At 55.7% G+C, this 20,719-nt stretch carries 19 protein-coding genes and 1 pseudogene; 3 read left to right on the forward strand and 17 right to left on the reverse strand.

Annotated features, from left to right (window positions below; genetic code table 11):
• Positions 1-83: 83 nt before the first annotated feature.
• The 10 genes from SFA31_RS17555 to pdxB form a co-directional block, all read right to left on the reverse strand.
• The gene (locus SFA31_RS17555) at positions 84-659 is read right to left on the reverse strand and encodes a UbiX family flavin prenyltransferase (RefSeq protein WP_322839146.1); all 576 of its coding nucleotides are present in this window, start codon (positions 657-659) and stop codon (positions 84-86) included.
• Between the two features lie 77 nt (positions 660-736).
• Entirely contained in the window at positions 737-2,254 is a 1,518-nt protein-coding gene (gene purF / locus SFA31_RS17560; RefSeq protein ID WP_322839147.1) for an amidophosphoribosyltransferase, read from the reverse strand.
• Positions 2,255-2,291: 37 nt separating this feature from the next.
• Positions 2,292-2,777 carry a colicin V production protein gene (gene cvpA / locus SFA31_RS17565; RefSeq protein ID WP_322839148.1) on the reverse strand — a complete coding sequence of 162 codons (486 nt, stop codon included), beginning with the start codon at positions 2,775-2,777 and terminating at the stop codon, positions 2,292-2,294.
• A gap of 189 nt (positions 2,778-2,966) precedes the next feature.
• Complete coding sequence (gene dedD / locus SFA31_RS17570) at positions 2,967-3,662, reverse strand: cell division protein DedD (protein ID WP_322839149.1); 696 nt, start codon at positions 3,660-3,662, stop codon at positions 2,967-2,969.
• The gene (folC, locus tag SFA31_RS17575) at positions 3,652-4,923 is read right to left on the reverse strand and encodes a bifunctional tetrahydrofolate synthase/dihydrofolate synthase (protein ID WP_322839150.1); all 1,272 of its coding nucleotides are present in this window, start codon (positions 4,921-4,923) and stop codon (positions 3,652-3,654) included. The genes dedD and folC overlap by 11 nt, the downstream gene beginning before the upstream one ends.
• A gap of 118 nt (positions 4,924-5,041) precedes the next feature.
• Positions 5,042-5,953 carry an acetyl-CoA carboxylase, carboxyltransferase subunit beta gene (gene accD / locus SFA31_RS17580; RefSeq protein WP_322839151.1) on the reverse strand — a complete coding sequence of 304 codons (912 nt, stop codon included), beginning with the start codon at positions 5,951-5,953 and terminating at the stop codon, positions 5,042-5,044.
• 148 nt (positions 5,954-6,101) lie between these two features.
• The gene (locus SFA31_RS17585) at positions 6,102-6,764 is read right to left on the reverse strand and encodes a DedA family protein (protein WP_322839152.1); all 663 of its coding nucleotides are present in this window, start codon (positions 6,762-6,764) and stop codon (positions 6,102-6,104) included.
• A 24-nt stretch (positions 6,765-6,788) separates the two neighbouring features.
• Positions 6,789-7,598 carry a tRNA pseudouridine(38-40) synthase TruA gene (gene truA, locus SFA31_RS17590; protein WP_322839153.1) on the reverse strand — a complete coding sequence of 270 codons (810 nt, stop codon included), beginning with the start codon at positions 7,596-7,598 and terminating at the stop codon, positions 6,789-6,791.
• Positions 7,598-8,611 carry an aspartate-semialdehyde dehydrogenase gene (locus tag SFA31_RS17595; RefSeq protein WP_322839154.1) on the reverse strand — a complete coding sequence of 338 codons (1,014 nt, stop codon included), beginning with the start codon at positions 8,609-8,611 and terminating at the stop codon, positions 7,598-7,600. Before SFA31_RS17595 ends, truA begins: the two co-directional genes overlap by 1 nt.
• Positions 8,612-8,677: 66 nt before the next feature.
• Positions 8,678-9,814: a 4-phosphoerythronate dehydrogenase PdxB gene (gene pdxB, locus SFA31_RS17600; protein WP_322839155.1), complete on the reverse strand. Its 1,137-nt coding sequence runs from the start codon at positions 9,812-9,814 to the stop codon at positions 8,678-8,680.
• A 229-nt stretch (positions 9,815-10,043) separates the two neighbouring features.
• Here pdxB and flk point away from each other — a divergent pair, with 229 nt between their 5' ends.
• Positions 10,044-11,039, forward strand: a complete 996-nt coding sequence (gene flk, locus SFA31_RS17605; RefSeq protein WP_322839409.1) for a flagella biosynthesis regulator Flk — start codon at positions 10,044-10,046, stop codon at positions 11,037-11,039.
• 6 nt (positions 11,040-11,045) lie between these two features.
• Here flk and SFA31_RS17610 read toward each other — a convergent pair whose 3' ends face one another.
• Positions 11,046-12,251, reverse strand: coding sequence for an MFS transporter (locus tag SFA31_RS17610; RefSeq protein ID WP_322839156.1), 1,206 nt, complete (start codon positions 12,249-12,251; stop codon positions 11,046-11,048).
• Between the two features lie 261 nt (positions 12,252-12,512).
• On the opposite strand from SFA31_RS17610, the gene SFA31_RS17615 reads away from it, so the two are divergent.
• Positions 12,513-13,274 (forward strand): DeoR/GlpR family DNA-binding transcription regulator, encoded by a 762-nt coding sequence (locus SFA31_RS17615; protein ID WP_322839157.1) that lies wholly within the window; start codon positions 12,513-12,515, stop codon positions 13,272-13,274.
• 305 nt (positions 13,275-13,579) lie between these two features.
• On the opposite strand, the pseudogene tnpA reads toward SFA31_RS17615, so the two are convergent.
• Both tnpA and fabB read right to left on the reverse strand, forming a co-directional pair.
• A pseudogene (gene tnpA, locus SFA31_RS17620) lies at positions 13,580-14,031 on the reverse strand (IS200/IS605 family transposase); the annotation flags it as partial.
• 344 nt (positions 14,032-14,375) lie between these two features.
• Entirely contained in the window at positions 14,376-15,596 is a 1,221-nt protein-coding gene (gene fabB / locus SFA31_RS17625) for a beta-ketoacyl-ACP synthase I (RefSeq protein ID WP_322839158.1), read from the reverse strand.
• A gap of 159 nt (positions 15,597-15,755) precedes the next feature.
• Between fabB and mnmC the strand changes: the two genes are divergently transcribed.
• Positions 15,756-17,786, forward strand: coding sequence for a bifunctional tRNA (5-methylaminomethyl-2-thiouridine)(34)-methyltransferase MnmD/FAD-dependent 5-carboxymethylaminomethyl-2-thiouridine(34) oxidoreductase MnmC (gene mnmC, locus SFA31_RS17630; RefSeq protein WP_322839159.1), 2,031 nt, complete (start codon positions 15,756-15,758; stop codon positions 17,784-17,786).
• 425 nt (positions 17,787-18,211) lie between these two features.
• Here mnmC and SFA31_RS17635 read toward each other — a convergent pair whose 3' ends face one another.
• Genes SFA31_RS17635 through mepA form a run of 4 tightly spaced genes read right to left on the reverse strand, consistent with a single transcriptional unit; the run spans position 18,212 to position 20,719 of the window.
• Positions 18,212-18,490 (reverse strand): YfcL family protein, encoded by a 279-nt coding sequence (locus tag SFA31_RS17635; protein WP_322839160.1) that lies wholly within the window; start codon positions 18,488-18,490, stop codon positions 18,212-18,214.
• A gap of 38 nt (positions 18,491-18,528) precedes the next feature.
• Entirely contained in the window at positions 18,529-19,068 is a 540-nt protein-coding gene (locus tag SFA31_RS17640; RefSeq protein WP_322839161.1) for an elongation factor P hydroxylase, read from the reverse strand.
• Position 19,069: 1 nt separating this feature from the next.
• Positions 19,070-19,867 carry a sulfite exporter TauE/SafE family protein gene (locus tag SFA31_RS17645; RefSeq protein WP_322839162.1) on the reverse strand — a complete coding sequence of 266 codons (798 nt, stop codon included), beginning with the start codon at positions 19,865-19,867 and terminating at the stop codon, positions 19,070-19,072.
• Between the two features lie 30 nt (positions 19,868-19,897).
• Complete coding sequence (gene mepA, locus SFA31_RS17650) at positions 19,898-20,719, reverse strand: penicillin-insensitive murein endopeptidase (protein ID WP_322839163.1); 822 nt, start codon at positions 20,717-20,719, stop codon at positions 19,898-19,900.

The raw sequence follows: 20,719 nt of genomic DNA on the forward strand, positions 1-20,719 counted from the left end.
TAAAATGCGGCCTATGACTCAGGTACCTGTATTCAGCGTCCTGCTTCGCGGATAAAGACAAGCGGCCGCGCTGGCAAAACAAATTAACGCCCCTCACCGGGCCAGCGCGTAAATAAATCCTCAGGTAACGCAATGGAAAACTGATCGAGAATACGGTTAACGGTCTGATCAATAACCGCCTGCAGGCCGTCGGGGCGGTGATAAAAAGCGGGCAAAGGTGGCATGATAACGGCGCCCATTTCCGCCGCCTGGGTCATCAGGCGCAAATGCCCAAGGTGCAGCGGAGTTTCACGCACACACAGCACCAGAGGCCGCCGCTCTTTCAGCGCTACATCGGCGGCACGCGTCAACAGCCCGTCGGTGTAACTGTGTACAATGCCGGAAAGCGTCTTAATAGAACAAGGTGCAATCACCATTCCGTGTGTCTGAAACGATCCTGACGAGACGCTGGCGGCAATATCCCGCGCATCGTGTACCACATCCGCCAGCGCCTGTACGTCGCGCAGCGCATAATCCGTCTCCAGCGCCAGCGTTTGGCGCGCAGCCTGGCTCATGATTAAATGCGTTTCAACGTCCGATATCGGTTTTAATACTTCGAGCAGGCGTACGCCGTAAACGGCGCCGCTGGCGCCAGAAATCCCGATAATCAATCGTTTCATAGTGTTCATCCCTTCACGCATAGAAGGGCTGACTTTGCCGGAGAATCCGCGCCGCGTCAACGTATCGCCCCGGCGCCTTAACCTTCGTTATGCATCTCCAGGTTTTCTTCTTCGCTTTGGCACTGTAAGGCTTTCGCATCGTCACTGCGCAGCGATTCAAGATATTCCAGATAGGCAAGGTCCACATCTTTGGTGACATATATCCCATTAAAAACTGAACATTCAAACTGAGGAATATCCGGGTTCCCGGCGCGCACGGCGTCAATTAAATCATCCAGACTTTGGAAAATCAGCGCATCCGCCCCGATTATCTGACGGATCTCCTCGACTTCACGCCCGTGAGCAATCAGCTCGTGTGCGCTTGGCATATCGATACCATAGACATTGGGAAACCGGATTTCCGGCGCCGCCGAGGCGAGATAAACTTTTTTCGCACCCGCCTCGCGGGCCATTTCGATAATCTGCTCGGACGTGGTGCCGCGGACAATCGAGTCATCCACCAGCAGCACGTTTTTACCGCGAAACTCAGCCCGGTTCGCGTTTAATTTTCGCCGCACGGATTTACGACGTAAGTGCTGGCCCGGCATAATAAACGTCCGTCCAACATAGCGATTTTTGACAAAACCTTGCCGGTAAGGCTTATCAAGAATTCGAGCGATTTCCGGCGCAATATCGCACGATGTTTCGGGGATTGGAATGACCACATCGATATCCAAATCTTCCCATTCGCGCGCAATTTTCTCACCGAGTTTTTTCCCCATACCAATACGAGCGCTATACACGGAAATTTTATCCAAAAATGAATCCGGGCGCGCGAAATAGACATACTCAAACAAACACGGGGAATAGCCCGGATTATCCGCACACTGGCGCGTATAAAGCTGCCCCTGCTCGGTAATATAAACGGCTTCACCCGGCGCAACGTCGCGTAAAAACGCAAAGCCCAGCGTGTCCAGCGCCACGCTTTCGGACGCCACCATATATTCAGTGCCGCTTCCGTCAACGTCGCGCTTTCCTAACACCAGAGGACGGATCCCGTTAGGATCGCGAAAAGCCACCATGCCATGGCCGATAATCATCGCCACGCAGGCATAAGCGCCGCGAATTTGCCGGTTGGTCGCCGCGACGGCGGCGAAGATATTGTCAGCCTGCAGCGGATAATGCTGAAAGCTATCCAGCGCGCTGGCAAAAATATTTAGCAGAATTTCCGAGTCGGAAGTCGTATTGATATGGCGCCGTTTTTCTTCAAAAAGCTGACGCCGAAGTTCATGCGCATTAGTGAGGTTACCGTTGTGCGCCAGGGTAATACCGTACGGTGAGTTCACATAAAATGGTTGCGCTTCAGAAGCGCTGGAACTGCCAGCGGTCGGATAACGGACGTGCCCGATCCCCATATTGCCCTGCAGGCGCTGCATATGACGCACGTCAAACACATCGTTCACCAGGCCATTCGCTTTACGCAGCCTAAAATGATTGGCTTTATCAATCGTGATAATGCCAGCGGCATCCTGGCCCCGATGCTGCAACACCGTTAACGCATCATAAATCGACTGGTTTACCGGCATAACACCGGCGATACCGACAATACCGCACATACTGTCTTTTCCTCATTAAGCCGCGCCCCCGGCGTTATTACCGGGGTAAGAAACTCGACGAGCTTTGAAGGTAGTCGAAAAACCACCTAATGATGAAACTGAACTGCGGAACCAATTGCGACTGCTGCCAGTCGGCGCTTTTTGACAAACCGGTAAAAGTATCCAGGAAAAATAGTAGCGCGGCGACTATCAACACGCCACGCAGCGCGCCAAAGCAGACGCCTAAAACGCGATCGGTCCCTGAAAGCCCTGTTTTCTCTACCAACTGCCCTATTACATAATTCACCACGGCGCCGACAATCAGCGTTGCGATAAACAGTACCGCGATCGCAATCCCGTTTCGTACCAGTGCATCATTAAAGCCTGTGAACCAGCTTGCCAGGTAAGTGTAATAATGGCTGGCGACAAAAAAAGCGCATCCCCAGGTAATCAGTGAAAGCGCTTCCCGTACAAACCCGCGAATCAGGCTTACCAGGCTCGAAAAACCTACAACTGCAATAATGGCGTAATCAATCCAAACCATAAAAATCCCACACAAATCTACCCTGGCTTCCCGTCCGGGGCAGATTCTAACAGAAAAAGAAAACGTTTGCGTAGAGGTTTCCGTCCTCTGGCACAAAAAGAAAACGGCGCAAAATAGTTCACTATTTAGGCTGCCGGCGGTGTGTGACCCACTCTCGCCGGCGCGGATGCATTATGTTACAGCGTGCTGTTACGGGGTATATTTTTTTACTACGCCGCTCAAACCACCTGATAACCGCGTTAATTCTGCGCGAGAAGCTTCCAGCCGTTCACGAGAAGCATCAGGCCCAACCAGGATACGATTTATCTTGCCCTGTACCGGCGTAGCAGGAATGGTATAGGCTCGGTAACCTGCCCCGCGAAGTTTCGCCACAATTTCATTGGCTTTATCCGCATTCTTTAACGCACCCAGTTGAATAACCCAGGCGCTGCCCGCTGGCGCGATATCCTTAACCTGCGGTTTTGGCGCTGGCGGCGGCGCTGGCTGAGGTTTATTTTCCGGCTTTGGCGCAGGTTTTTGTTGGGGCTGAACCTGTGGTTTTGATTTTGGCTGGGGTTTCGGCGCCGGCGTACTCACCTCGTTCACCGGCGTGTCGTCCATACGCTCACCGGCCATCTCAGGCAGGCGAGATGCATCTACGCCTGCGGCGTTACTGGCCCTAATCTCCTCCGCCGCGCCTTCCGGCGGCTGGCTGGGCAAAGACTGGCTAACGGGTGGAAGCATATCCTGCTCATTGTTATCACCGGGCTTTGGCACCAGCGGAATAGCGGCGAATTCATCTTTATAGTGTTTTTTTTGCCCGTCCAGCAGCCCCGGCAGCACGATAACCCCCACGGCCACCAGCACAATCGTCCCAACTAATCGATTCTGAAATTTACTCGCCACCGCGTTTCTCTGCCTCCATTAACGACATGACCTGCGCTACGGTATGAAAAGAGCCGCATACCAGCACGGTATCGTCTTTATTCGCCTCTGCGCACGCCGCGCGCCACGCCTCGGCTACGCTATCAAACCCCGGCCCAACCCCTGCGGGCAGGTGCGCGAGCAACCGCTGAGCCGTTGCGCCGCGCGGCCCTTCAAGAGAAGCACAATACCAGCTATCCACCAGCGGCTCCAGACACGCAAGCGTACCGGCAATATCTTTATCGTGCAGCATCCCGACCACGGCCAGTAGACGGCCAGCGCGCGGCCGCTGATTTAAACGATCAACCAGATACGCGGCGGCATGAGGGTTATGCGCCACATCGAGTATCACACACGGCGCTTTACCCGCTATTTGAAAACGGCCGGGCAACGCCGCCTGCGCCAGACCGGCGCGTATCGCCGCCTCGCTCACCGGCAAACCGCTAGCGCGCAGCGCGGCCAGCGCAGTAGCCGCATTGGGCAATGGAACCTGCGGCAGCGGAAGCGCGGCCAGTTCGCCGCACGTATCGGAAAATGCCCAGCTTGTATCATCTGCGCTATAGCGCCAGGCGTCGTTGCGCGCCTGAAGCAGCGCGCCCGTTGCTTCAGCCACGGCGGCAATGCTGCGCGGCATATCGGGTTCACCAACAATGGCAGGCTTATGCGCACGAAAAATGCCCGCTTTTTCGCGCCCAATACTCTCTCTGTCCGGCCCCAGCCAGTCGGTATGATCGAGCGCGATACTGGCTATCGCGGCAACATCGGCATCAACCAGGTTGGTAGCATCCAAACGCCCGCCTAACCCAACCTCCAGTATCACGACATCCAGCTGTGCCTGTCTGAACAACCACAGAGCGGACAGCGTGCCGAATTCAAAATAGGTCAGGCTGATAGCTGCGCGCGCCGCTTCAATGGCCGCAAATGAAGCGGTATGCTTCGCTTCTGCCAGTTCATCGCCCTGAATGCGCACGCGCTCGGTGTATCGCACCAAATGAGGTGAACTGTATACCCCAACGCGCAAACCCGCCGCCATCAGCATAGCCTCCAGCGCCCGGCAGGTTGTGCCTTTTCCATTGGTGCCAGCTACGGTAAAAATAAACGGCGCAGGCTTAACCACATCGAGCCGCTCTGCGACCTGACGTACCCGATCAAGGCCTAAATCAATGGTTTTTGCGTGGAGGTTTTCCAGATAAGAAAGCCACGTAGGGAGAGACGACGTAGCCTGAGGAATTGTCTGTGCCATGTTACCTGCTTCAGTTCAGGCCCGCCAAAGACGCTAACCGTAACCTGTCGCGAATGCGGCGCGCCGTGGCAGGCGTTCAGAGATGCAAAGGCAGCGCCGAAGCGCTGCCTGTTAACCGTCAGGCATCGGTGTCCTGTGCGGTTTCCGCTACCGGGGCCGGCTGTATTTCAGGATCCGGGGCGGGAAGATTCATGAGTTTCGCCAGAATATCCGCGAGTTTAAACCGCATTTCCGGGCGTCGCACAATCATATCGATGGCGCCTTTCTCAATCAAAAACTCGCTGCGCTGGAAGCCCGGCGGCAGTTTCTCACGTACAGTCTGTTCAATCACGCGCGGGCCGGCAAAGCCAATCAGCGCTTTTGGTTCCGCGATATTCAGATCGCCCAGCATCGCAAAGCTCGCCGAGACGCCGCCCATCGTCGGATCGGTTAATACCGAAATATACGGTAAACCGCGCTCCTGCATTTTCGCCAACGCAGCGCTGGTTTTTGCCATTTGCATTAGCGACATCAGCGCTTCCTGCATTCGGGCACCGCCTGACGCGGAGAAACACACCAGCGGACAATTGTCTTCCAGCGCCTGCTCCACCGCACGCACAAAGCGCGCCCCAACTACCGATCCCATCGAACCGCCCATAAAGGCGAACTCAAAGGCCGCAGCTACCACAGGATTGCCATACAGAGTGCCCTTCATAACCACCAGCGCATCTTTCTCACCGGTTTCTTTCTGGGCGCTGGTTAAACGATCTTTATACTTCTTCGAGTCGCGAAACTTCAGTATATCTTTGGGTTCCAGTTCGCTGCCCAGTTCAACCATAGATTCGGGATCGAGAAGGCTGTGCAAACGTTCGCGCGCGGACATCCGCATATGGTGATCGCACTTCGGGCACACTTCCAGATTGCGCTCCAGTTCGGCGCGATACAGCACCTGGCCGCAGCTATCACATTTGGTCCACACCCCTTCTGGAATACTTGCTTTACGCGTTGGGGAGATATTGCTTTTGTTGAGAATTCGTTCAATCCAGCTCATTGATGACCTTTCTGCCTGAACCTGGTCTATGCCAGTTTTTCCATGGGGAAAATGATGTCATTTTTGCCGCCCACAGACCATAAATGCCGCCCATTAAAACACAACGTCGGGCGAGTTTGGATAAAAAAGTGGTGGTATTGACCAAGAATCACTCTTTTACCTGGCGAGCGCTGGCTCGCTTATGACGCACAACTTCTATAATTCCGGGCAATACAGAAACGACAATAATCGCCACAATCAATAATTTCAGATTCTCCTGCACAATAGGTAAATCACCGAACAAATACCCGGCATAGGTAAACAACAGTACCCAAACCAGCGCGCCGGAGACGTTCCAGGCGGCAAAATGGCGATATGACATATGTCCCATTCCAGCGACAAACGGAGCAAAAGTGCGCACAATTGGCACAAAACGGGCCAAAATTATCGTTTTACCACCGTGCTTCTCATAAAATGCATGCGTCTTATCGAGATAGCTTCGGCGAAAAATTCGCGAGTCGGGATGACTAAACAGTTTTTCCCCAAACAGCCGGCCAATCGCGTAATTCACCGCATCACCGATAATCGCCGCCAGCGTCATTAATAGCGCCATTGCGTGAACATTCAAATCATTACCTGGCAGCGCCGAGAGCGCGCCGGCCACAAACAGCAGTGAGTCACCGGGTAAAAAAGGCGTCACCACCAGCCCCGTTTCACAAAATAGGATCAGGAATAAGATGGCGTACACCCAAATGCCATACTGGGCAACCATTTCCGCAAGATGCGTATCGATATGCAGAATAAAATCAATAACAAAACGGATAAAATCCATAATGATTTATTTCCTCAACGGATATCAATCCGCTAAAAAAAGCGGCCCTAATGGGGTACGGGGGATAGCGTACGCGTCTGGATAATCCACCGCAACCAGATAAAGTCCTTCGGCTTTTGCCGTCGCCGCCGCAAGCGTTCTGTCTTTCGCCGCCAGCAGTTCAGCAATCCAGGCTTCGGGCTGATTACCGCAGCCCACTTCGAGGAGGCTACCGACAATATTCCTCACCATATGATGTACAAACGCATTGGCTTTAATGTCCACCACCACCCAGGCTCCGTAGCGCTCAACCTGAATATGCATCACATTACGCCACGGGGTGCGAGACTGGCACTGTACGGCGCGAAACGACGTGAAGTCATTTTCGCCTAACAGGCACTGCGCCGCACGGTGCATACGCCCGGCGTCAAGCGGCATATGGAAATGCGTTACCCCACGCTGTAATACCGCCGGGCGTAGCCGGTGATTATAGATAATGTAGCGATAGCGGCGCGCCGTCGCGCTAAAGCGCGCATGAAAAGATTCAGGCACCTCCGTCACCCAGCGCACGGCGATATCACCCGGCAAATTGGCGTTAACCCCCAGCGTCCACGCCGCATCTTTGCGCGCTGCCTGGGTTTCGAAATGAACCACCTGGCCGGTCGCATGAACGCCGGCATCGGTTCGCCCTGCGCAAAAAACGCTAACGGATTCATTAGCAACCTGCGACAGCGCTTTTTCCAGCTTTTCCTGTACGCTGCGCACTTCACGCTGGCGCTGCCAGCCGTAGTAGCGGCTGCCGTCATACTCAATGCCCAGCGCCAGGCGGTAAAGCGACGTTGGCTGCGCGTCCATCAGTACAGGTACTCCTGAATCAGTTTCTCTGCGGTTTTGATAGCCATCAGAGCCCCGCCAAAGCGAACATTATCGGCAACCGACCAGAATTGAATGACATCCGGTGCGCCGTAATCATTGCGCACACAGCCAACGGAAAGCCGGGCATTATCGGATGCATCGCCGACCTGGGTTGGGAAGTCATCCTCTTCCGACAGCGTGATATCCTCAGCGCGCCCCAGCGCATCGCGGGCTTCCTCGGCCGATACCGGGCGCAATCCTTCCACGCTAACCATTTGTGCGTGTCCGTAGAATACCGGCGACTGCACGCAGCTTGCTGAAACAATTGCACCGTCGTCCTGCAGTACTTTACGCACCTGGTCTACCAGGCACCGCTCCTCCCGAACGCTTCCCTCACGGTCGGGCAACAGGGGCAGCATATTAAAAGCGAGCTGACGGCCAAAAAAATCATCGTCGTCTACCGGCATCCCGTTTAATAAACGGGCGCTTTGACCTGCCAATGCGTCTACGGCTTTTTTACCGTGGGCCGAGGCTGAAAGCAGACTGGTTACCTGGACTCGCGCCAGCCCGTTTTCATCAATCAGAGGTTTTAGCGCCGTTAGAAGCTGGCTGGTCAAACTATCGGCGACGGCCACCAGATTTCGGTTGCGATAATCCGCCAGCACGTCTGGATTCACGTCCGGCACCACCAGCGGCACATCCGGCTCCATTGCATACAGTCCGCTGCTATCAATAATCAGACATCCCGCGCTGGCCGCTTCCTCCGCATAGCGCGCTGAGGCGTCACTACCTGCGACAAAAAAGGCAAGCTGAGCGCGAGTCCAGTCAAACGTTTCCGCATCTTCCACGACAACGCTTTTACCGGCAAAGCGCAGGGTTTCACCGCTGCTCTCACTCCGGGCGAGCGGGATAAGCTCTCCGACGGGAAACTGGCGTTCGGCAAGTTGTTCTAACAACGCTTCGCCCACGGCTCCGGTTGCGCCTAATACGGCAATGTTCCAGCCTTCTGACATGGTGATTTACTCCAGACAACAAAATGTGATGCCCGCCGTCAGTCTCAGCGGGCCAGCTTATGCGGATTAACGTATAGGATGATGCACGGCATTAAAGCCCAGCATCTGTAAAAGCGTCGCGGCGTTAGCATCGTCGCACTGCACGTACAGCGAAGACCACTCACGCCGTTCGCAGTAATGCTTACGCAATTTATCAAACGCGCCGGGTATGTCCGCTACCGGGCGTAGCAGCGCATCGTCGCGGCGCACATCATACACCAGGTGCACCAGTTTTTTGAGCGTAGGTTCATCCAGCGGACCATGCAACGCGAGGCGCGTAATATCAGGCGCTGGCAGCAGTGTTTCCAGAGCCACCTGCTGCGGCTGGCCGATAAATGTACTATAGGCCTCAAACACCTGTGTCGTCCCCCTCGCTTTGCCTTCAAGGGTATAACCTGCGATATGGGCGGTGCCTAAATCTACCCGCTGCAGCAGCGCCGTATTCAGCTCTGGCTCATTTTCCCAAACATCCAGCACCACGCTCAGGGATTGCCCCTCCTCCAGGCAACGCAGCAGCGCCGCGTTATCGACTACCGGGCCGCGACAGGCGTTAATTAAGATAGCGCCCGGTTTTAACCCGCGCAGCAGAGCTTCATCGGCTAAATGCCGCGTTTGATAAGGGCCAGCGTCGTATAGCGGCGTGTGAAACGTCAGCACATCGGCCTGTGCCACCAGGGTTTCCAGAGGATAAAATTGGCCGTCATCGCCGCGATCGGCGCGCGGCGGATCGCAAAGCAGCGTTCGTACTCCCAGCGCTTCAAGCCGCGCCTGCAGCCTGGCGCCGACGTTGCCAACGCCAACAATCCCCACCACGCGATCGCGCAAATGAAATCCATCGCGCTCACCGAGCATCAGCAGCGCGGAAAATACATATTCCACCACTGCAATAGCATTGCATCCCGGCGCGCCGGAGAAACCGATCCCCGCCCGTTGTAGCCAGTCCTGGTCCACATGATCGGTACCCGCAGTGGCGGTGCCAACGAACTGGACTCCGGTACCGGAAAGCAGATCGGCGTTTACCTTCGTTACCGACCTCACCATCAGCGCATCGGCATCCTGCAATTCAGCGTCGGGAACGGGGCGCCCCGGCACGCATTTAACCACGCCCAGCCGGCTAAAAAGCTCGCGGGCGTAAGGCATATTTTCATCAACGAGAATTTTCACGCGAATACCTGTTTGAGTGCGAAATTAAAAACCAGAAAGCGGTGAAAATGTTCAACAATGCGGCGCTATTGCGCGCCATTTCACCGCTTGTTCGCCGCATTGTTCAACGCAGAGGCAAGGTTGCAGTATAAAGAGAATAAGTGTGCCATAATCTCGCCGCCAGGCATACTCAACCGCGGTCAGGCCCGGCGCATACCCCCTTCTCTGGTCAACGTAAGGATTATCAATGATGCACCCCATTCCGGGCGCTGGCGCGCGTCCTCCGGGAGATCTTCCTGTTGGCGGCCCCCAGAGCCAGCCGCTCACGCCCCAGCAGCACACCGCGCTGGAGCGTATTATTACGCGTATTGTCGCACTGACCCAGCAACAAACCGCTGAGGTGTGGGCCGGACTTAAACACGCGATTAATTTGCGCAACGATCGGCCGCTGAGCGCGCAGCATTTTCCAGCGGCCGAACATTACCTTAATCAGCGCCTTGAACAGGCGCAGTCTCATCAATCCACGCGACAGACGCTCCAGCAACTGACCAGTTTGCTGCAGCAGGGCAACAACCGGCAGGCGGTCAGCGAATTTATTCGCGCTACGTGGGGGCAAACGGTTCTTAGTCAACTGAGTCCCGAGCAGCTGAAAGACGTGTTGGTTAAATTGCAGAACGGCCAATTAGCGATACCGCAGCCGCAGCAGCGGCCAGCCACCGACAGGCCGCTACTTCCGGTGGAACACAGCGCGTTGAATAAACTGGCCGCCCGGCTGAGCGCCACTACCGGCGAATCAACCCGGCTGATTTGGCAATCAATGATGGAACTTTCCGGCGTTAAACACGGAGACTTAATCCCCGCGCGCCATTACGCGTTATTAACCACGTGGCTAACCGCGCGCCAGACGCTGACGCAGCAGCCGGCGCCGAACTTACATACGCTGCAGGCAGCGTTAAAACAGCCGCTGGAGAGCACCGAATGGCGTGAAATAAATGATTACGCCCAGCAGCGGCATAATGTTACGCCGCAGACAGTACTAACTCCGGCACAAACGCTTGATATTCTTAACCACTTATTTTTCAAGCGGGCGGAGCGTCTCTCTGCAATCCGCCATGAAGAAGAGGCGCCGGAGTATACGCCGCTTATTGCACCAGTGCTTGACCCCATTAAGACACTGGTTGCTGCACATCCGGGTCGCCTGCTCATCGTGCTGATACTAGTGATTTTATTCTGGTTATTGATATAAATTGCGCTAAGGCTGCTTTTCGCCAGGCGGCATTTTTTTCCTGCGAAAAGCAACTAACGTCACCAGAATGCCTGTCCCGGCGGAAATAGCACCGGTAAGAAACACCGACGGATACCCCAGCGACGTTGCCACCAGCCCGGTTAACGGGCCGGTGGCCGCATATGCGATATCCTGAAATGCGGCGTAGCCGCCCAGCGCCGTCCCACGTACCTGGGCCGGCACGCGTTTAACTACTTCAACGCCCAGCGCCGGGAAAATAAGCGAACAGCCACAGCCGGTCAGGGCCGCGCCCAGCAGCGCCAGCCAGGCGTTAGAAGCCTGCCAGAGCAGCAGCAGGCCACCGGTTTCAATCATCAGCGACACCGCAGCGACCCGCACGCCGCCGAAGCGGTCCGGCATCCAGCCAAACAAAATACGCATCAGTACGAATGCTCCGCCAAACGCCGTCAGCGTAAAGCCAGCCATCGGCCAGCCCCGGCTGGCAAACCACAGAGAGACAAATGTACCAATAGCCGCAAATCCCACGCCCTGTAGCGCCAGCCCCAACCCCGGCTGCCAAATTAACCCAACCACGCTCAACAGCGAAGGGCGCACCCCCTGCTGTGGCGCGATTTTTTTAACGCCGCCGTTAAATAACCATGCGACAAATGGCAGCACCATGATTACACCCGCGAGGGTCACATACCCGAAGCGCGCGTGGATCCACAGCCCCAGCGGCGCCCCTGCCGCCAGCGCGCCGTAAATCGCCATGCCGTTCCAGGACATCACTTTACCTGAGCGGGCTGGCCCTACCAGCCCCATTCCCCAGGCCAGCGTGCCGGTGAGTAACTGGCTTTCGCCAAATCCAAGGACCAGCCTTCCGAGCAGAAGTAACCCCAGCTTGATTGCCGCATCTACGGGGAGCAGCGCCGCCAGTAGCCATGCGCCTCCCGCCAGCGCGCAGGAAAACATGCCCTGTAAAACAGAACGTTTTGCGCCGCGCTGGTCGGCCAGCTTACCCGCGTAGCCGCGAGTCAGCACCGTTGCCAGAAACTGGATCCCTACCGCGACGCCTACCAGTGTGTTACCGAACCCCAACTCCTGATGCACAAATAAAGGGATCACCGGCAGCGGCAATCCCACCGTCAAATAACACAGGAACACCGCAAAGGCGATGCGGAACAAAGAGAGATTTTCAGACCGCGTTTTTTTCTTTTGATTTACTGCAGACATACCGCTCACTCCAGGGGAGCACAAAATAAGGCGAGGAATAACCGCGCCCTCTCCCCCGATTTCAGGTTAACAAGGGTGCGTGGAGTCAATGTGACTGTATTTGCGTGCCGCCAGAAGCGACGGCGCTGCAAGTGTGCCTGTAATCAGGGGAAAGTGTCAACGTCCCTGCGGCTTTCGCAGGCGGAGATTGCCTGGACAGGCTGATAAAAGTTTGCGAGCATAACGGCTCTTTCTAAAGGTATGAAGAGCGCGCGCAACAGTATGAAGGGCGATAACCGCATTGAACGGATTATGGACTTTCTCAAAAGCCAGAATCTGGTGACGGTCGAGCAATTAGTCACCGTTACTCACGCTTCGCCCGCGACCATTCGCCGCGATTTAATTCGGCTTGATAAAGAAGGTGTGATTAGCCGCACTCACGGGGGAGTCACCTTAAACCGATTTATCCCCGCCCAGCCAACAACGCGCGAAAAACGCCAGCGCAATCTGGCAGAAAAGTGCGCGATTGCCACCGCAGCCGCATCTATGGTTAGGCCGGGCGATGCCGTATTGTTCGATGCCGGCACCACCACGTTTGAACTGGCGCGCCAGGTTACGCATCTGCCGCTGCGCGTTATCACCAGCGATTTGCATATCGCGCTGTTCTTCGCCGACTTTCGACAAATAGAAGTCACCGTGATTGGCGGGCGTATTGACGATAGCAGCCAGTCCTGCGTAGGCGAACACGGGCGGCAGCTTCTGCAAAATATCTGGCCAGATATCGCTTTCGTGAGCTGCAACGGCTGGAGTCTGGAAAAAGGCATTACCGCTCCCACCGAAGAAAAAGCCGCATTAAAGCGTAGCGTGGTGGGTAATGCCCGTCGGCGGGTTTTACTGGCAGACAGCAGCAAATACGGTACCTGGTCTTTATTTCACGCCGCTCCGTTGGGGGCGCTCACTGATATCGTTACCGACGGCGCGCTGGACAGCGCCGCGCGGCGGGAGCTTGAACAGGGTGACTTTTGCCTCACAGTTGTTGGATGACTGCCATTTAGTAACAGGTTTTCTCTTCGGTATCCGAAAGCGACAAGTTCACGTTAAGACAATATGACATTGGCAAAGTCACCGCCGTCGAAAGCTTTTTGAAACCCGCTCCCGCGCAGTTTCTCCGCCAGTTTTTATCAGCTGTGAGCCACAAAATGGGATTTGGCATGCGTAGATTTTCCCGGCCAGGCCACACCCCAGGCGATGACGTCTCCGGCAAAACACCCCATTTAACGGACAGTAAAAAACCACCTTCTTAGACGGTGGCTTTTGAGAAAGCCCCTAGGGCTATTGTCACCTTCCGGCAATTTCATCTGCTGTTCATGTGTTTGCTCCGTTTTCCCCTGATGCCGCACATATCTTCTGATTCTTTCTTCGTTCACACCTGCCGTATCTACAAACTACCCACGGGGTCCAAAAGGGTTTCCCCGGAGCTTCTTCCCGATGGGTGGAAAACGATTACAGAGCCTGATGGCACTGCGACCTTTCAAATGACCCATTCGCGTTGATATCAATATTTTAGGTCGGACGATGACCACCAGATGTACATGAGCTGGCTGAACATTTAACGCCGGAACTTCACAATCCTTTATGCCGCATAGTCCGCATAGAATGTAGATTGCCCTGTAAAGCTCCTTGCCCGGCCTGTCTTTAAGGCTCCTGAATCGATACGTTGGCGTCGGTATTTGCAACGCCAATATACCTGTGATGAACGCCTGTAAAGCCCCGTGTTGGTTTGTCTCCTTTTACTTGCGATGAGTAAGCAGAGCTATTCCGGCATGGGCATTCTTCAGACTATAGCCCTACAGGATAAATCACCACCTCCCCAGGAGGTGTTTAGGGGTAACAGTAAAAATCCGCCTTCATAGAAGGCGGCACTGCTTTGATGCCCCAGAGGGACATCCCAAATCCCTTAAAAAAGTCTCTGCCAGTCTTGTGAGGTTTAAATCCCAAAACAACAAGGCAGAGCCCGTTGATGACCACGCTCACAGGACGTGGTTTTCAGTTGGCAATAAAAAACCCGGCGGATTGCCGTCGCAATCTGCCGGGTTTTAACGCGCATTGCGCTAAGCCTCACCAAAATGAGGCCAGCATCACTGTCTAGGCGCGATACTTACGCATAACCAGCGTAGCGTTAGTTCCGCCGAAGCCAAAACTGTTCGACATCACGGTATTCAACTCACGATCGGTCGGTTGGGTAACAATATTCAACCCGGCCGCCTGCTCATCCATCTCATCAATATTGATGCTCGGCGCGATAAAACCGTGTTCCAGCATCAGCAGAGAATAGATGGCTTCCTGAACTCCTGCAGCGCCCAAAGAGTGTCCGGTCATCGCTTTGGTTGCGGAAATCGCCGGGCTCTTATCCCCAAAGACTTCCCGAATTGCGCCCAGTTCTTTCACATCGCCAACCGGCGTAGAAGTACCGTGCGAGTTCAAATAATCGATAGGCGTATCAACGCCGTGCATCGCCATCTGCATGCAGCGCACCGCACCTTCACCCGATGGCGCTACCATATCAGCACCGTCGGAGGTGGCACCGTAACCAACTATCTCCGCATAAATATGCGCGCCGCGCGCCAGGGCGTGTTCCAGCTCTTCTACAACCACCATACCGCCGCCGCCGGCGATAACAAATCCATCGCGATTGGCATCGTAAGTACGGGAAGCACATTCCGGATTATCGTTGTATTTAGTCGACAGCGCGCCCATCGCGTCAAACTCACAGGCCAGTTCCCAGCACAGCTCTTCGCCGCCGCCGGCAAAGACGATATCCTGTTTACCTAACTGAATTTGTTCTACGGCATTACCGATACAGTGCGCAGATGTGGCACAGGCAGAGCTAATGGAATAGTTTACGCCGTGAATTTTGAAAGGCGTGGCGAGACAGGCGGAAACGCCAGAAGCCATCGCTTTAGTCACAACATACGGCCCAACGGCTTTCAGGCCGCGCGCGCTGCGCATCGCATCAGCGCCAAAAACCTGATATCGCGGAGACCCGCCGCCCGAACCGGCAATCAGACCCACGCGCGGATTATTCTGGTAAACGTCCGCATCAAGCTTCGCATCCTGCACCGCCTGTTCCATAGAAAGGTAGGCGTAAATAGACGCATCGCTCATGAAACGCACAATTTTACGGTCAATAAGGCCCGTGGTATCCAGTTTTACATTGCCCCAGACATGGCTGCGCATGCCAGAATCTTTCAGTTCTTGAGAGAAAGTGATCCCCGAGCGGCCTTCACGCAGGGATGCCAGGACTTCCTGCTGGTTATTACCGATGCTGGAAACGATGCCCAGGCCAGTAATCACTGCACGTTTCATTCAATACCTCTGTATGTCGTACTTATATAAGAATTCGATTGGCACAATAGCGTACACTTGTACGCCGAACAAGTCCGATCAGCAAATTAAGAGGGAAATTTGCACGCTCCGCCACACATCGTTAAGATCGGCCCACCGCCTGTCACACGAGTAACTTACGTGAAACAAACCCGCATACAGCCTGCCGCGATTACCTTTAACCATGAGGGTACACCTGTATCCCGAGAGTTTGATGATGTTTATTTTTCCAATGACAATGGGCTGGAAGAGACGCGACACGTCTTCCTAAACGGCAATCAACTCCCCGAACGTTTCGCCCTGCACCCGCGGCCACTCATGATTGTGGCGGAAAGCGGCTTCGGTACCGGGCTTAATTTTCTAACGCTGTGGCAGGCGTTTCGCGATTTTCGTCGGGCACATCCAGAAGCTCCGCTGCGTCGCCTACATTTCATCAGCTTTGAGAAGCATCCGCTTACCCCCGCTGACTTACGGGCCGCTCACGCGCGCTGGCCTGAGTTACGTGATATGGCGCAGCAGCTTCAGGAGCAGTGGCCGCTGCCGCTGCCTGGCTGCCAGCGCGTAATACTTGACGAGGGCGCCGTTACTCTCGATTTGTGGTATGGCGATATTAACCACACGCTTTCCTGTCTGGATGACAGTCTTCAGGGCCAGGTCGACGCCTGGTTTTTGGACGGCTTCGCCCCGTCCCGAAATCCCGATATGTGGACACCAACGCTATTCCACGGCATGGCGCGACTGGCGCGGGCGGGCGGTACATTATCAACCTTTACCGCAGCCGGTTTTGTACGACGCGGGCTGGAAGCAGCCGGCTTTCGGATGCAAAAGCGTAAAGGCTTTGGCCGCAAACGTGAAATGCTCACCGGCATACTGCCCCAGGCTCTGCCTGCGCTCATTCAAACACCGTGGTATGCGCGCGATGCGGCGCACGGCAGGCCCGAAACGGCAATTATCGGCGGCGGCGTCGCCAGCGCGCTACTGGCGCTGGCGCTATTGCGGCGCGGCTGGCAGGTCACACTCTACTGTCAGGATGAGCGGCCGGCCGCCGGCGCTTCTGGCAACCGTCAGGGAGCGCTTTACCCGCTGCTAAACGGTCACGATCCCGCGCTAACGCAATTCTTTCCCGCCGCGTTTACCTTTGCCCGCCGCTGCTATGACACACTGCCATTTACCTTCGAGCACGCCTGGTGCGGCGTTACGCAGCTCGGGTGGGATGATAAAAGCCGCCGTAAGATCGCGCGCATGCTGACACTGGATCTGCCGCCTGAACTGGCGCATGCCGTTGATGCACAGCAAAGCGCCGCGCTTTGCGGGCTGGAAACCGCCTGCGAAGGTATCACTTATCCCGCCGGTGGCTGGCTATACCCGGCGCAGCTCACCGCCGCCGCGCTTGAACTGGCACAACAGCAGGGGCTGGCGTTACATTATCGTAAAGAGGCCGCCGGGTTACTCCCGGACGGTGATAGCTGGCGTATCACTTTCACCAGCGGCGAGACGCAAACGCACCAAAGCGTGGCGCTGGCTAACGGCCACCGTCTTGACCAGTTTGCGCAAACGACCCGGCTGCCCTGCTATTCGGTCGGCGGCCAGGTCAGTCATATCCCCACAACCCCTGCGCTGAAGGAATTACGCCAGGTATTGTGCTACGACGGCTATCTCACGCCCTGCAATCCCGCGAACCAGCGTCACTGCATCGGGGCCAGCTATCACCGCGGGGCGGCACAGGCGATATACAGCGCAGAGGATCAGGATAACAACCGACAGCGTTTGATCCACTGTCTGCCACAGCAGCGCTGGGTTTATGAGGTGGATGTCAGCGCCGGAGAGGCGCGCTGCGGCATCCGCTGCGCAATCCGCGATCATTTACCGCTGGTGGGCAATGTGCCTAACTACGCGGCAACGCTTGAGAGCTATGCGAGTCTGGATACCCAGGCCATCACGCCAGAGCAGGTCGCGCAGGCTCCCGTTTACCGGAATCTGTTTATGCTAGGCGCACTGGGATCACGCGGCCTGTGCAGCGCACCGCTCGCAGCAGAACTTCTTGCCGCTCAAATGAGCGCTGAGCCGCTGCCGCTGGACGCGCAGACGCTGGCAGCGCTTAGCCCCAATCGCTTTTGGGTTCGTAAGTTGTTAAAAGGAAAACAGGTTAAAACCGCCCGGGCTGGGGCATAACATACTTAGCCAATGGGTTGCTCACGGCGAGCCAGCCGGTGCAACCCGGTTTTAATAGTGATAAGCGCCGGTGAGACAGAAAAATGCCTCCGCCAGGCGCCGTGAGCGCAGATTAAAAAAGACGCTCGCTATTTGTCTGTCAGCCGCAAATCTGCGGTTCTTATTCTTAACTGAAAACCATGTCCACAGGACGTGGTTTTCAGCTGGAAGTAAGAATCCGCCTTCATAGAAGGCGGCATTGCTTTGATGCCCCAAAGAGACATACCAAATTCCTTACTGCCAGTCTTGTGAGATTTAAATCCCAAAACAACAGGGCAGAGCCAAAACCTGTTGATGACCACGTCCACAGGACGTGGTTTTCAGTTGGCAATAAAAAGCCGAATGCCTGACCGGCGTTCGGCTGATTGCTTAAATACACTGCGCCGTCAGGCAGCGTTCGCCTGATGGAACAATTTATCCCACATGGCCAACACCAGCGCCCGATCGCGCGGCGATAGTTCGCCCGCCTGAATCGCCTTTTCAAGGCTCCGCGCTACTGTTGCGGAAACGGCCTGCGGAGAACGGTCGCTGGTGTTTTCCAGCTCAGCGACGGCAAGAGTCAGGTGCCCACGTAAGTACCCGCCGGCAAATAGTTCATCGTCGCTGGCGCGCTCCACCATATCGTCAATGAGCGTCAGTATACGGGCTTCAAATTCGGCGATCATCGCGTATCCTCGGGTTCAGGTTCAGAGGGCCAATGCTGTCATTCTTGAGGCCATGGAAACCGTTCCGCCACCAGCGGCGGCGTATGATAATAATGACGCAAAGCGTCGATAAAGCGTGCGGCACGCGGCGGAGTATCACCGCGTTCCAGATAACTGATAACCTGAGCGTGCACGCGGCGCTGAAAAGCAACGCGATCGGGCTCAAAATCGCCCTCCAGATTGTCGCAGCTTACATTAAACGGGTAATTCGCCGCCATGCAAAATAGCCAGTCCAGCGCCTGCGGCTTGACTTCCACATCTTCAAATTGGCTTTGAGTCTGGGCATCTCGCCCGTCAGGGCAATACCAGTAGCCAAAATCAACTTTTTGGCGCCGCTCCTCACCGGCAATGCACCAATGCGAAATCTCATGCAGCGCGCTGGCGTAAAACCCGTGCGCGAAGATAATGCGATGATACGGAACTTCCCTATCGGCAGGGAGATAAATCGGCTCATCGTCTCCTTTAATCAGACGAGTATTAAATTCGCTGGCGAAACAGCCATCAAAAAGAGAGATTAATTGCTGATAGTGGTGTGTCATCTTATACGTATCCCAGCCAGCGCAGGAGCGCCTGTCCGTGGCTGTCAAATAATAATTTTGCGCTCATCACCGCAGACACAATGACTATCATGGGCCGTATCAGGCGCTGTCCTTTGCTCAGCACCAGACGCGATCCCATGCGCGCTCCGCAAAACTGGCCGATCATCATGACGGCCCCGGTTCCCCAAATCACTTTGCCACCTAAAATAAACAGCAGCAGGCCGCCCACGTTGGAAGTCGCGTTCAAGACTTTGGCGTGCGCCGTGGATTTTGCCAGGTTATAGCCGCACAGCGTTACAAACGCCAGCGCATAAAACGATCCCGCGCCCGGGCCGAAAAAGCCGTCGTAAAACCCAACGCAGCCGCCGGCTATCAGCGCAAACGGCAGACCGTATAAACGCCGCTGCCTGTCCACTTCCCCCAAACGGGGGGTGAGTAAAAAATAGAGGCCGATACAGATGATTAATAGCGGCAGAACCTGACGCAAAATATCGGCCTTCACGTGCTGGACCAGCAGCGCGCCGGCTGTTGATCCCAGAAACGTCATAACGATATTCAGCGTTTGCTCGCGCAGATTTACCACCCCCTGACGAATAAAATAGAGGCTGGCGGACAGCGAACCGCCGCAGGCCTGCAATTTATTGGTCGCCAGCGCCTGCGCGGGCGTCATTCCGGCAGCCATTAGGGCAGGCACCGTAAGTAACCCGCCCCCGCCCGCCAGTGCATCAATAAAACCGGCCAGCAGGGCCACCAAAAATAGCGTAGCCAACACCAGTGGGGAAACCATAAACCAATCCATACTTACCCCCCGTAGCGGCATCCCTTACATTTAAAGACGATGTTGGTCCAACAGCGCCTGACAGGAAGGCGGCAGCGGCGGCGTTTTCTTCACGGGCGGCTTACTGCCGGGTTTTGCCGGTTCAAACCAGCTTTGTAATTCGTAACCACAGCCGTCACCCGGCGGTGGCGGCGCCTGATTTTCGCATTCCAGACTGTCAGCCGGGCAGCGCAATCGCACGTGCATATGCGCGCGGTGGCCAAACCAGGGGCGCACTTTATGCAGCCAGGCGCGATCCGCACCCGCATCTTCACACAGCCGCTGCTTAATCGCCGGGCTGACAAAAATACGCACCACCGCCTCGTCCTGCGCAGCGCGTTTAATCAAGCTTCCCAGCTCCGGCTGCCAGCGTGAATCTACTATGCGCTTGCCGTCGCCGGAAACTAAATCCAGCGCCTGTGGGCGCAGTAACTGGGTTTGCGTCCAGCGCGCGCGCGGCAATTGTAAAAAGATATCCACGTCCAGCCCGGACTGATGGCTGGCATGGCCGCCGTTAAAACGCCCGCCGGCCGGCATGCCCATATCGCCGATTAACACCGTCTCCAGGTTTGCGCCATGCGCCTGGGCGCTTAAGCGCTGAATGAATGCTATGAGCTGTGGGTGGCCAAAGTAGCGCCGCTGGTCCGTGCGCATTACCTGATAATCTTCCGCGTTAAGCGGCAGTGGCTGCGCGCCAACGATGCAGCCATTGGCAAAAGCGCCGATAGACTGCGGACTGCCGGGTACCGGCTGGGTTATCGTCTGCCACGGCGTGGCGGCGAAAGCGCTCACGCTGGTACAAAGCGCCAGTAACGCGATGAAAAGACGTTGCAT

Source organism: Erwinia sp. HR93 (assembly GCF_034555055.1).
Classification (GTDB): domain Bacteria; phylum Pseudomonadota; class Gammaproteobacteria; order Enterobacterales; family Enterobacteriaceae; genus Apirhabdus; species Apirhabdus apintestini.

Coding starts and splice junctions, on each gene's coding strand:
- SFA31_RS17555 (WP_322839146.1), bottom strand. CDS start 659: ATGAAACGATTGATTATCGGGATTTCTGGCGCCAGCGGCGCCGTTTAC.
- purF (WP_322839147.1), bottom strand. CDS start 2,254: ATGTGCGGTATTGTCGGTATCGCCGGTGTTATGCCGGTAAACCAGTCG.
- cvpA (WP_322839148.1), bottom strand. CDS start 2,777: ATGGTTTGGATTGATTACGCCATTATTGCAGTTGTAGGTTTTTCGAGC.
- folC (WP_322839150.1), bottom strand. CDS start 4,923: ATGGCACAGACAATTCCTCAGGCTACGTCGTCTCTCCCTACGTGGCTT.
- accD (WP_322839151.1), bottom strand. CDS start 5,953: ATGAGCTGGATTGAACGAATTCTCAACAAAAGCAATATCTCCCCAACG.
- SFA31_RS17585 (WP_322839152.1), bottom strand. CDS start 6,764: ATGGATTTTATCCGTTTTGTTATTGATTTTATTCTGCATATCGATACG.
- truA (WP_322839153.1), bottom strand. CDS start 7,598: ATGGACGCGCAGCCAACGTCGCTTTACCGCCTGGCGCTGGGCATTGAG.
- SFA31_RS17595 (WP_322839154.1), bottom strand. CDS start 8,611: ATGTCAGAAGGCTGGAACATTGCCGTATTAGGCGCAACCGGAGCCGTG.
- flk (WP_322839409.1), top strand. CDS start 10,044: ATGCACCCCATTCCGGGCGCTGGCGCGCGTCCTCCGGGAGATCTTCCT.
- SFA31_RS17610 (WP_322839156.1), bottom strand. CDS start 12,251: ATGTCTGCAGTAAATCAAAAGAAAAAAACGCGGTCTGAAAATCTCTCT.
- SFA31_RS17615 (WP_322839157.1), top strand. CDS start 12,513: ATGAAGGGCGATAACCGCATTGAACGGATTATGGACTTTCTCAAAAGC.
- fabB (WP_322839158.1), bottom strand. CDS start 15,596: ATGAAACGTGCAGTGATTACTGGCCTGGGCATCGTTTCCAGCATCGGT.
- SFA31_RS17635 (WP_322839160.1), bottom strand. CDS start 18,490: ATGATCGCCGAATTTGAAGCCCGTATACTGACGCTCATTGACGATATG.
- SFA31_RS17640 (WP_322839161.1), bottom strand. CDS start 19,068: ATGACACACCACTATCAGCAATTAATCTCTCTTTTTGATGGCTGTTTC.
- SFA31_RS17645 (WP_322839162.1), bottom strand. CDS start 19,867: ATGGATTGGTTTATGGTTTCCCCACTGGTGTTGGCTACGCTATTTTTG.
- mepA (WP_322839163.1), bottom strand. CDS start 20,719: ATGCAACGTCTTTTCATCGCGTTACTGGCGCTTTGTACCAGCGTGAGC.